The 11,243-nt window shown below is 34.8% G+C and carries 10 protein-coding genes; 7 read left to right on the forward strand and 3 right to left on the reverse strand.

What is annotated here, in order from left to right; all coding sequences use genetic code 11:
* Positions 1-25 precede the first annotated feature (25 nt).
* From atpH to JR312_RS00400, 5 genes are all read left to right on the forward strand, one after another.
* Complete coding sequence (gene atpH, locus JR312_RS00380; RefSeq protein WP_006012287.1) at positions 26-577, forward strand: ATP synthase F1 subunit delta; 552 nt, start codon at positions 26-28, stop codon at positions 575-577.
* Complete coding sequence (atpA, locus tag JR312_RS00385; protein WP_416647444.1) at positions 574-2,115, forward strand: F0F1 ATP synthase subunit alpha; 1,542 nt, start codon at positions 574-576, stop codon at positions 2,113-2,115. The genes atpH and atpA overlap by 4 nt, the downstream gene beginning before the upstream one ends.
* A gap of 9 nt (positions 2,116-2,124) precedes the next feature.
* On the forward strand, positions 2,125-2,619 hold the full coding sequence (greA, locus tag JR312_RS00390) for a transcription elongation factor GreA (RefSeq protein WP_006012293.1): 495 nt from the start codon (positions 2,125-2,127) through the stop codon (positions 2,617-2,619).
* A 3-nt stretch (positions 2,620-2,622) separates the two neighbouring features.
* A complete protein-coding gene (ribB, locus tag JR312_RS00395; protein WP_416647445.1) occupies positions 2,623-3,276 on the forward strand; it encodes a 3,4-dihydroxy-2-butanone-4-phosphate synthase in 654 nt (217 codons plus the stop codon).
* A gap of 71 nt (positions 3,277-3,347) precedes the next feature.
* Positions 3,348-4,637 (forward strand): M48 family metalloprotease, encoded by a 1,290-nt coding sequence (locus tag JR312_RS00400; RefSeq protein WP_416647446.1) that lies wholly within the window; start codon positions 3,348-3,350, stop codon positions 4,635-4,637.
* A gap of 1 nt (position 4,638) precedes the next feature.
* On the opposite strand, the gene JR312_RS00405 is transcribed toward JR312_RS00400, so the two are convergent.
* Positions 4,639-4,977: a TrbC/VirB2 family protein gene (locus tag JR312_RS00405; protein WP_416647447.1), complete on the reverse strand. Its 339-nt coding sequence runs from the start codon at positions 4,975-4,977 to the stop codon at positions 4,639-4,641.
* Between the two features lie 95 nt (positions 4,978-5,072).
* Positions 5,073-5,807, reverse strand: a complete 735-nt coding sequence (gene fabG, locus JR312_RS00410; RefSeq protein ID WP_264330565.1) for a 3-oxoacyl-[acyl-carrier-protein] reductase — start codon at positions 5,805-5,807, stop codon at positions 5,073-5,075.
* A gap of 677 nt (positions 5,808-6,484) precedes the next feature.
* Here fabG and ppdK point away from each other — a divergent pair.
* Both ppdK and JR312_RS00420 read left to right on the forward strand, forming a co-directional pair.
* Positions 6,485-9,154: a pyruvate, phosphate dikinase gene (ppdK, locus tag JR312_RS00415; protein ID WP_416647448.1), complete on the forward strand. Its 2,670-nt coding sequence runs from the start codon at positions 6,485-6,487 to the stop codon at positions 9,152-9,154.
* Between the two features lie 157 nt (positions 9,155-9,311).
* Complete coding sequence (locus JR312_RS00420; RefSeq protein WP_416647449.1) at positions 9,312-10,580, forward strand: hypothetical protein; 1,269 nt, start codon at positions 9,312-9,314, stop codon at positions 10,578-10,580.
* 334 nt (positions 10,581-10,914) lie between these two features.
* Here the strand turns inward: JR312_RS00420 and JR312_RS00425 are convergent, their stop codons facing one another.
* Positions 10,915-11,178: a hypothetical protein gene (locus JR312_RS00425; protein WP_264330562.1), complete on the reverse strand. Its 264-nt coding sequence runs from the start codon at positions 11,176-11,178 to the stop codon at positions 10,915-10,917.
* Between the last annotated feature and the right edge of the window lie 65 nt (positions 11,179-11,243).

The following is an 11,243-nucleotide window of genomic DNA, read 5'->3' on the forward strand; positions in this document are numbered from 1 at the left end:
GATTTACTAGAATAGGTAATTTAATATGAAAAACAATAATTTAGTTTCATCTTATGCTAGAGCACTGTTTCATGTCTCAGGAAGCAGATTAGGTATTATAAGAAAAGAAGTAGAATTTTTGTTAGCTTTTTTTAAAGATCAAAGTGATGTTTTTGTGTATCTATCTCATCCTATGGTTTCTCTTTTGCACAAAAAAGAAGCGATACTTTCTATAAATAAGAACTTGAGTGAAAACTTAGTCAAATTTATTATGGTTACACTTGCAAACAAGCGCTCCCGTTTATTAATCCTTATATTAGAAAAATTCTTAAATCTTGTAAGGGAAAGTGAAAACGAATTGGAAATTACTATAAAATCAGCAGAGGTTTTAAAGAAACCTGATATAAAAATAATTACTGAATCTTTGAACTTTCTTGGTAAAATAATAAAAGTCAGTAATGTGGTTGATCCTTCTATACTAGGTGGCTTCGTAGTTAGGTATGGTTTTAACTTGATTGATGCTTCGCTTAAGAGTTATTTGGATAGATTGGTTGATTTGAGTAAAATGGAAATGTTGAAAATAAGGAATTGTATATGAAGAATAGCATAAATGCCTCTGAAGTAGTAAACATAATAAAAGAGAAGGTTGAGACATTTGATAATCCTATAAAACGAGAAAATATAGGTGAAGTAATTTCAGTAACGGATGGTATCACATTGGTCTATGGGCTGGAAAAAGCAAAGTTTGGTGAAAAGGTATCTTTTGCAAGCGGTGTAGAAGGAATAGTTCTTGATTTAGATCATGATACAGCTGGAATAGTTGTGCTTGGCAATGACCGTGATGTAAAAGAAGGGGACGTTGTAAAATGTAGTGGCGACGTTGTACAGGTGCCTGTAGGTCATGAATTATTAGGGAGAGTTGTAAATGCATTAGGCGATCCTATAGACGATGGCGGAGAAATTAGAGCCAAGAACAAAATGTATATAGAATCTAAAGCGCCAGGTATTATTGACCGTAAATCTGTGCATGAACCTCTGCAGACAGGAATTAAAATTATAGATTTGTTGATTCCTATAGGTAGAGGGCAACGTGAATTAATTATTGGCGATAGACAAATTGGTAAAACCACTATTGCGATTGATACTATTATCAATCAGAAGAAGATTAATGATGAGGTAAACGAAAATCAAAAAATTTACTGTGTTTATGTTGCTATTGGACAAAAAATTTCGACGGTAGCAAAAGTGGTGAATAAGCTAAAAGAAAGTGGAGCATTAGAGTATACAACCGTAGTTGTGGCTAGCGCATCTGACTGCGCGCCTATGCAATTTTTAGCACCTTATACCGGTTGCACTATTGGAGAATTTTTCCGTGATAATGGAATGCATTGCTTGGCGGTATATGATGATTTATCTAAGCATGCTGTGGCATATAGGCAGATGTCCTTATTGCTCAGACGTCCTCCTGGTCGTGAAGCTTATCCTGGAGATATATTCTATGTACACTCTCGCTTGCTTGAAAGAGCTGCTAAAATGTCTGATGAAAAAGGACAGGGATCTTTGACTGCTTTGCCGATTATTGAGACTCAGGCTGGTGATGTATCTGCATATGTTCCAACTAATGTGATTTCAATTACCGATGGACAAATTTTTCTTGAGTCTGAATTGTTTCACAAAGGATTTCGCCCTGCAGTGAATATAGGTTTATCGGTTTCTCGGGTTGGCTCTGCTGCACAATTGAAATCTGTGAAAAAAGTTGCTGGTTCTATAAAGCTGAGTTTGGCCCAATATAGAGAACTGGAAGACTTTGCTAAATTTGGTTCTGATCTTGATGCTACTGTTCAATTGTCCTTAAACAAAGGTAAATACCTTATTGAATTATTAAAGCAAAAACAGTATTCACCTATGCAAATAGAAGAGCAAGTATTGCTTATGTATATCTTTTCTAATCTGTATGGTCAATTAAATAAGGTACAGGTGAGCAACATCAATAGGTTCGAGTGTGATCTTATCAATTATTTTCAAACTGTTCACCCTGGAGTTTTAAAAAAGTTGTCGGGTGACATGAATGATGATATAAAAGATGATATTCTTGGTATTGTGAGTGATTTTGTCACTCAATTTAATTGCGTTTAGGCGGTGATTATGACTTCATCCATTGTTAACAAGTTTCCTATTACAAGGGAAGGTTTTGAGAGTATGCAAGTCGAACTTGAGAAATTAAAGGAAGAAAAGCCTTCTATCATACAGGCTATTTCTGATGCTCGTGATCAAGGCGATTTATCCGAAAATGCAGAATATCATGCAGCACGGGAGAGATTAAGTTTTATTGAAGGCCGTATAATTGAGGTAGAAAGTAAACTTTCACATGCAGAAGTGATAGAAGTAAAAAATTTGTCTGGTGATACAGTAATGTTTGGTGCAACTGTTACGGTAAGCATGTTAAATGATGATAACAGTGAAATTGAATATGTTTATAAGATTGTAGGTGGATATGAAGCTGATGCTTCAAAGCAGTTGATCTCTACGGATTCACCACTCGGTAGTGCTTTAATTGGCAAAAAAGTTGGTGAGTATGTGGAAGTGATAGTGCCAAATGGAGAGAAATTGTATAAAATAGTTAAGATTGAGTTTAAGTAAATCATGGTACAAGTAACTTATCCTTCAATTAGTCTACCCGGTATTTCTTCTGTGGAAGATGTATTGAGGGATGCTAGTTCTGGTAAATTATTCATTTTAGTTGACGATGAAAACAGAGAGAATGAAGGTGATTTGGTTATTTTAGCTGAAAGGGTGAAACCAGAACATATTGCTTTTATGGTTAGGTATGGCACTGGTATTGTGTTTTTAGCTATGACAAAGTTTTACATGAATAAACTTAACCTTGAATTTATGAAGAGAAGTAATGTAGATGAAGCACTTATTCCTCACACTGCATTTACTACGTCAATCGATGCTCGTTATGGTATTACAACGGGTGTTTCTGCTCATGATAGAACGCATACGATACTTACCGCTATTGATGGAAAAAGTACTAAGGATGATATTATTACCCCTGGTCATGTTTTTCCTATTATTGCAAGTGAGGGCGGGGTTTTAGCACGCAACGGTCATACTGAGGCAAGTGTTGAGATAGCAAAATTGGTTGGATCTAGTCATGCGGCTGTAGGGTGTGAATTAGTGAATGATGATGGCTCTATGATGCGCTTACCCCAGTTGCTTGAATTTGCTGAACAACACAAAATTAAGTTAACTACCATCGATAAACTTATCAGTTACGTTCAAAATTTAAACTAGCGTTTATAAATTCGTATAGTTTAAATGTTAAAATGTAAAATTCCTAAAAGTTATACAAACAAGGAACTTCCATGTCTAGGCTTTTTGTTTTACTATTTTTCTTCGTATACTGTAATAGCGCTTACTCTGTTAGTATTATTAGAGATAGTGAAGTGGAAGCGGTAGTGAAGGATCTAGCGCAACCTTTATTTTCTGCTGCGGGTATTGATAATGATAAAATAAAAGTTTTTATAGTTGATGATAGATCGATTAATGCTTTTGTAATTAACAATAATAGCATTTTCATTCATTTAGGGCTTTTACAATATTCGACTGAACCTTATGTCTTACTTGGTATATTAGCACATGAAATTGCTCATATATCTGCTGGTCATGTATTACAAATGAGTAGTGCTGTAGGTTATTTTCAATCAATAGCAATGATTAGTTATATGGTAGGATTAGTTTCTAGTATTGTTATTAACCCTCAGGTTGCGAGTGCAATCTTGCTTAGTGGTGTAACGCTTAGTTCGAGGTTGTTTTTTAACTATTCTCAAGAGCAAGAGAGTGTAGCAGATAGCTATGCTTTAAGATACCTTGATGAATCTGGCTATGATAATTCGGGTATGAAAGAGATTTTTGACTATTTTAAGAGTATTGAGCATGAAAACACTGAAGAGTATTTCCGCACTCACCCACTTAGTGATAAACGTATATTTGCTGTACAGAATTATAAGGTTAAAAATAATATAAAACCAATCCTTGCAGATAAGTTGTTGAAGTTTGAGCGTACGGTTGCAAAGTTAGACTCTTTTTTTACCCCTATTTATGTATTATCTAATAAATATGAAGATAATTCTAAGTATGTAAATGCTGTAATTCATTATAGGCAAGGAAAGATAGAAAAGGCTATTGCTAAAGTTGATTTATTGATTCAAGAGTCACGCAATGATCCTTATTTATATGAATTAAAAGCGGAGATGTTATACAAAGCTGGAAATTTAAGTGAAGCAATAAAAATGTATGAAGAATCACTTAGATATTTATCTGAGAAGAATAACTATTTAGTGAAACTTGCGTTATCTCATACTTTATTATTACACGGTGAAATAGAGAAGGCAATTTTTTACCTAGAGCAGGTTGCAAGCGTAGAAACAAATAACGCCTTTGTCTGGAAGTATTTAAGTATTGCATATAAACGTAGCGCTGATATGGCAATGTATTATTTTGCTTTGACGAAAAAGGCTTGTATTGAAGGTAATTTAGAGAAATTTATGAAGTACGCTGAGTTAGCTATTAAAACTTTACCGAAAGATAGCTCTTGCTTGCTGCAAATTGAGGATATGAAGGAACAATACACACAAAAACACACTTATTTTTAGGTTATCTTTCCCCACACTTATTCAACGTCTCTCTTACTTCATCGCTTATATTGGGTATAATTTTCGTTATAATCGTTTTGGCACCAAAAAATACACCACAAAACATACCTAAGGCAAAGAGAGCTGGCCATGGCATTCTACCAAATATTGCAAGCAAAGCTGCACCTATTATGACTACAGTCATAAGTGGCCCACCTATTCCCCAAATATAACCAATAATATTGCATATTACTTGGGCAGTTGTATCATCTATATCATTAGCAGCATTTGCGTAATCTGAAAAAAAGAGAAACAGCACTATACATAAAGCATTAAAAAGTTTTTTTATTATATAGCTCATTCTTTTGCCTCCAAATAATAAACTAGTGTGAATCTAAACTTATATATATATTTATTTTAAGGTAAAACTCATAATTTGTCCATAAATAAGTGTTGCTACATAAATAGCCCACCATTGATGTTAAGCACATGCCCCGTTATATATTTTGCTTCGTCGCTTGCTAAAAACAATACCCCTGCTGCTATTTCTTCTCCTGTTCCCGTTCTTTTCATTGGAATATTATCTAATATTTTTTCTTTTTGTTTTTCATTTAAAACTTCAGTCATCTTAGTATCTATAAACCCAGGAGCAATGCAATTTACTGTTACACCGCGACTTGCAACTTCTTTTGCTATAGATTTGCTCATAGCTATTATTCCAGCTTTTGATGCTGCATAATTTACTTGCCCGGCATTTCCTGTCAATCCTACTATTGAGGAAATATTTATGATTCTTCCCCAATTATTTTTAATGAATTTCTTGCATGCTTCTCTATTTAGCTTAAATGTGGAGGTCAAATTAATGTCAATCACCTTTTGCCATGCTTCATCTGTCATTCTCAACAATAAGCTGTCTTGTGTAATTCCTGCATTGCATATGAGTCCATCAAAGCCTTTCATCAACTCACTTGCTTTATTTATTAGTTGATTTACCTCTTCAGGATTTGATAAGTTGCAAGGAAGCACGTGAATGTTTTTTTCATATTTTTTAGCAACTTCTTCGAGTATTTCTTTTTTTGTACTAGAAATACATAAAGTTGCTCTGGCCTTATGCATAATTTCTACAATTGCCTGGCCTATTCCGCCTGATGCACCAGTAATCAGAAATTTCTTATTCTCTAATCCAAACATAATAATTTCTATTTGTTCCAGCTCTTAACAGAATATTAAAAGACTTGCAATAGATTTTTTTCATAACTTTCATTTAATAGAAGCTTCTTGACAAATCTTGTATTTATTGGCGAAATTATGGCGGCTGCATGCCTTTTTTATTTTTTCTACATTCGGCCAGATCGCGCTTATTTAAAGCGTTAGCACATTATCAATTACAGTAATAAAATTAGCACCATGTGGATTCTTTTGCCTTTTTTTGATTGGTAAATTTCTTAACACTTATAGCTAAAGTAATTTAAGAGAGCCAGCGCGTGACTAGTTCTTATTACTTGATCAGTCTTCTGGATCCCAGTGTCTGGGCACTGGGATGACAGGAGTGTGAGATAAGGCTACATTCATACTCCAACAGGTATGACGGTGTCATTCCAGCACTTGATGCTGGAATCCAGAAGTCTTTACTACAAATAAGCATATTGAGCACAAAATTATGCTAAAACACAACGTTTTTGGTGAGATTATGGACAAACTGGATTCCAGCATCATGCGCTGGAATGACATCATAGAGGTCATTGAGATGACAGGAAAGAATACTTGAATGACAATAGGGACACTAGAATGAAAGGGAAAGAGGCTATTTAATTGTGCTGAATTTTACAAAATTTATTACTCCTGCCTGACAAATTTATTAGAATAGTATGTATATTAGTGAAAATCCGAAAAAAATGCAGGAAAAGTTAATATATTACTTTAGCCAAAGCAACTGTGAAGGCAATGCAGCAATGAGAGATCTACTAGGAGGGAAGGGAGCAAATCTGGCAGAGATGTGTAACATTGGCATTCCTGTTCCACCTGGTTTTACAATTTCCACTGCTGTTTGTCAGGCCTATTGTCAAGATAATGAATTGTCTTGTGATCTACGTAACGAGATAAAAAACTACATGGCGATGCTCGAAAGTGACATCGGTTGTAAATTCGGGGATTCAAATAATCCTTTATTAGTTTCCATACGCTCTGGTAGTGTGAATTCAATGCCGGGCATGCTTGATACTATTTTAAATGTTGGTCTAAATGATGAAACCGTTGTTGGTCTTGCAAAAAAAAGTGGCGAACGTTTTGCTTACGATAGCTACTGCCGTTTCATCATGATGTACTCGAATGTTGTACTACAGCTTGACCACAACCTATTTCAAGACATTATTGATAGTGAACAGCAAAAAAGTGGAGCAAAAAGCTTAGCTGATCTTAATGTTGATGTTTTAAAGGGGATTGTTAATGATTTCAAAGATGTAGTATATGAGAAAATAGGAAAAAATTTCCCGCAGAACGTTGAAGAACAGTTACTCAATTCAGTAAATGCAGTGTTTTCTTCTTGGCAAAATGATAGAGCTTTTTCCTATAGAAAAATAAATAATATTCCTGAAAACCTTGGAACTGCAGTTAATGTACAAGCAATGGTTTTTGGTAATCTGAATGATAATTCAGCAACTGGTGTGATATTTACAAGGAATCCTTCAACTGGAGAAAAAAAGCTTTTTGGTGAGTTTTTAGTTAATGCTCAGGGTGAGGATGTGGTTTCTGGTGTTTATACTCCTATGCAAATTGACGGGGAGCAAGAAAGTACCATGGAGAAGTTGCTACCAAGTGTCTACCGAGAATTATGCGCGGTATGTGAAAAACTTGAAAGGCATAATAAGGACATGCAGGATATCGAATTTACTGTACAGGACGGTAAGTTATGGATTTTGCAGACTAGGTCTGGCAAGCGCACAGCCGAAGCTGCTATTCGCATAATAGTTGATATGGTAGAAGAAGGAGCGATTACAAAAGAGGAAGGAATATTGAGAATTGATCCAAAAACTTTTGACAATTTATTGCATCCAGTTCTTGATGTTAAAATCGATCAAGAAGTAATAGGCAAAGGACTGCCAGCTTCTCCAGGTGTTGCTTCTGGATATGTAGTATTCAGTGCAAGTGATGCTGAAAAAGCTGCAGAGCAGGGTAAAAAAGTAATTTTGGTAAGATCAGAGACGAGCCCTGAAGATATTAATGGAATGAATGCTGCAAGTGGAATAGTAACAGCGAGGGGAGGTATGACCTCCCATGCCGCTGTTGTAACTCGTGGAATGGGTAAACCATGTATTTGTAGTCTAAGTGGACTTTATATTGATAAAGATGAAAAATTTCTTTCTATGGGGGATATAAAAGTAAATAAAGGTGAACCAATCACCATCGACGGAGGAACAGGAGAGGTTATGCTTGGTATTCTTCCGACAGTTTTGCCTGAATTATCTCAAGAGTTCAAAACGATAATTAACTGGGTAGATAAAATCAAAACAGTGAAGGTGAGAGCGAATGCTGATACTCCAAAAGATGCAAAAATTGCGAAAGAATTCGGTGCAGAAGGTATAGGATTATGTCGCACAGAACATATGTTTTTTGCTAGTGATAGAATCGAATTCATTCAAAAATTGATAATAGCTGATGATGAAAATGAAAGGTCAAATGCATTAAATAAACTCGAAGAAATGCAAAAGTCTGATTTCAAAGAAATGTTTTCTATTATGGAGGGCAAGGAAGTCACTATAAGATTACTTGATCCACCTCTACATGAGTTTTTACCTCATGATCAATCCATTATAGAAAAAATCGCCAGATCACTGAATAAGTCAGTTGAATCGGTAAAAAATAAAATAGTACAGTTATCAGAAAAAAATCCAATGCTTGGCCATCGAGGGTGTAGGCTTGCTATTTCTCATCCTGAAATATATAAAATGCAGATTAGGGCAATACTCAGTGCTGCAAGTGAATTAAGGAAAGAAAAGAAGATAGAAGTGAAACCTGAAATCATGATTCCTTTTATCATGAGCGAGAAAGAGTTTGTTCTGATATGCGAGTTAGTAAAGAAAGAAGCTAAAAATTTCGATGTGAATTATTCAATCGGAACGATGATAGAACTGCCAAGAGCAGCACTTATTGCTGACAAACTCGCAAAACACGCAGAATTTTTTAGTTTTGGCACTAATGATTTAACACAAACAACTATGGGACTTTCACGAGATGATTCAGTTAATTTCCTCGATTCTTATAAGGAAAGCAACATATTCAAAAACGATCCCTTTGAGGTGCTAGATGTCGAAGGGGTAGGGGAATTAATCAGAATAGCTATCGAAAGGGGCAAAAAAACCAGAAAAGAAATTAAACTTGGTATATGTGGAGAGCATGGAGCGAATCCACAGTCCATAGAGTTTTTCATCAAATCAGGGGTTGATTATGTGTCATGCTCGCCCTATAGAGTACCGGTTGCAAAATTAGTGGCAGCACAGCTTAGCATAAGTTTGTTGGGCAGCACAACTGTACGAACATAGATTTCGCTAACAAGTAGCGGAATGATGATTTTTCAAATTGTCGATAAATCTAAGTCAGTTTAGCTATTTTGCTGCTACTTTTTTTCTGAATGTCTTAAGAAAGATTGACTTTTTGTCTAAAATAATATAGGATAAAATAATAGTAAGTGAGGTAAAAATGTCAATATCAAAAGAACGTAAGGAATATTTACTAGAAAAGTTTAAATATGCTGCCAAAGAATTTGGCAAATCTGGTACAAAGTCCAATCATCTAGCAGTACCAAAGGAACAGCAACTCTCTATTGATTTAGGTAATAGAAAGGTTTTTGGTATCATAAATAAGATTCTGTATTGGATAGAGAATAATTTTACTTATTTTTTTCCACGATATAATTTGTTTCCAGAAATTGGAGTTGAAGGAAGAAAAATTCCTGGAACTAATACAAGGGTTAAGTATTTTACTCCAGATGACCAAGCAGAATATACCAAAATTCCTTATAAAGGAAAATTATACGTTGACTTAATGCCAGAAAACAAGTTAAAAGGCTTTAAAGGCAAACTATATGATACAACTGATAAAATTAGTAAGGGTAAAAAAGGTTGTGTAGCTTATGTGATCACGCTTGACGGAAAGCTAGTAACTCATGAACATATTAATGTTAACAAAAGCGAATGGGCTTATCGTCATTCAACTCTTGCAGGTGGTAAGCCAGTTTTATGTTCTGGTTTAATGAAAGTGGTAAATGGTGAAATAACTTATATAGACAATAATAGTGGGCATTATAAACCAGAACCAGCAAACTTATACAATGCAGTGAAAAAATTAGAAGGTCTATTTTCGAAAGATGCAAAAGTTGTTTGCCTACCATATTGGATTAGCTTGAAAAAACAAATTCCGCTTATACGCAAAATTACTCTAGCCAAACGAGAGCCAGTAGAGGAATTCTTGAAAAGGATGGAGAAAAAAGGGAAAGATGGATTGACTCAATATGAAAGACATTTTGAAAAGATAAAGGAATTTAATGAAAAATACTCAGATAAATTAGAAAGCCAGTCGGTTTATGCTAAAGTAGCTGCTCATGATTATAAATCAGTGCCTGTTTCAGACTGCAGTAATCCTAAAATAATAAAAATGGCAGTAGAACACTCAATAAGAAGGATTATTGGAGCAAACTATGACCATAAACCAAAAATTGATATTAAATATGATAAAGAAGAAGCTGTGGGTGTTAACGTAATTTTTCACTATAAAGATGATAGAAGCAGATTTGTTGAAATTTTAGACTTACATAAATGTAGCTATTCATCGCGTATTCAAAAAAATAAATATATAATTACGATGAGCATAGAAAAGGCTAACAAGTTTATAAAGGACACTTTACAAATTAAAATTGATAGTGTTGAGCAATTGGGTACCCATTTAGTGATGGGCTATTACCCTATTTAAATATATGCTAATATATCTATTCAGCAGGGTGGCAAAATAAGGTGGATGAGAAAAGACAACCATATAAACAAATGGGTGTCATGAAAGTAGCTCCTTTGTTGTCATGCCAGTGCTCAGACACTGGCATCCAGTTAAATTTACGGAGTATAATGGATTCGAGTGTCTGCTACTTGAATGACAAGCAAAGGCTACTCGGATGACAAGAAAGGAAGCACCGAAAATAAATAGGTGTCATCCCAGTGCTTGACACTGGGATGACACCTATTTGTCCCTATAGTTGTCTTTTCCCATCTACCTTATTTTACCACTCTGCTGAATAGATACCTTTATTTTACTATAGAACAGACACTGAATCTGCAAGATCATAGAATTTATTTCCAATCTCTCTGAATGTACTACTTATATCAATAGGTGTCGACTCTTCTTGTGAATCAGATTTAAATAAGCCATGAGTATCTTTCAGACGACAGTACCACTTGCAATTATTTCGCTCTGTTGTTACCCACCAACTATTACCTGGGGACTTTTCTTCACATTCTCTATAGCAATCATGAAGTGCCTTCCATTGAAATGGAGGGTTTAGTATAGGATTTGTCATAATGTACTCCTTAATTATAAAACTATAGTATTTTCTAAAATGGATGATAAAGTTCCATTATGGTA

Source organism: Wolbachia endosymbiont of Nasonia giraulti (assembly GCF_048054155.1).
Lineage (GTDB): Bacteria > Pseudomonadota > Alphaproteobacteria > Rickettsiales > Anaplasmataceae > Wolbachia > Wolbachia pipientis_C.

Coding starts and splice junctions, on each gene's coding strand:
- atpH (WP_006012287.1), top strand. CDS start 26: ATGAAAAACAATAATTTAGTTTCATCTTATGCTAGAGCACTGTTTCAT.
- atpA (WP_416647444.1), top strand. CDS start 574: ATGAAGAATAGCATAAATGCCTCTGAAGTAGTAAACATAATAAAAGAG.
- greA (WP_006012293.1), top strand. CDS start 2,125: ATGACTTCATCCATTGTTAACAAGTTTCCTATTACAAGGGAAGGTTTT.
- ribB (WP_416647445.1), top strand. CDS start 2,623: ATGGTACAAGTAACTTATCCTTCAATTAGTCTACCCGGTATTTCTTCT.
- JR312_RS00400 (WP_416647446.1), top strand. CDS start 3,348: ATGTCTAGGCTTTTTGTTTTACTATTTTTCTTCGTATACTGTAATAGC.
- JR312_RS00405 (WP_416647447.1), bottom strand. CDS start 4,977: ATGAGCTATATAATAAAAAAACTTTTTAATGCTTTATGTATAGTGCTG.
- fabG (WP_264330565.1), bottom strand. CDS start 5,807: ATGTTTGGATTAGAGAATAAGAAATTTCTGATTACTGGTGCATCAGGC.
- ppdK (WP_416647448.1), top strand. CDS start 6,485: ATGTATATTAGTGAAAATCCGAAAAAAATGCAGGAAAAGTTAATATAT.
- JR312_RS00420 (WP_416647449.1), top strand. CDS start 9,312: ATGTCAATATCAAAAGAACGTAAGGAATATTTACTAGAAAAGTTTAAA.
- JR312_RS00425 (WP_264330562.1), bottom strand. CDS start 11,178: ATGACAAATCCTATACTAAACCCTCCATTTCAATGGAAGGCACTTCAT.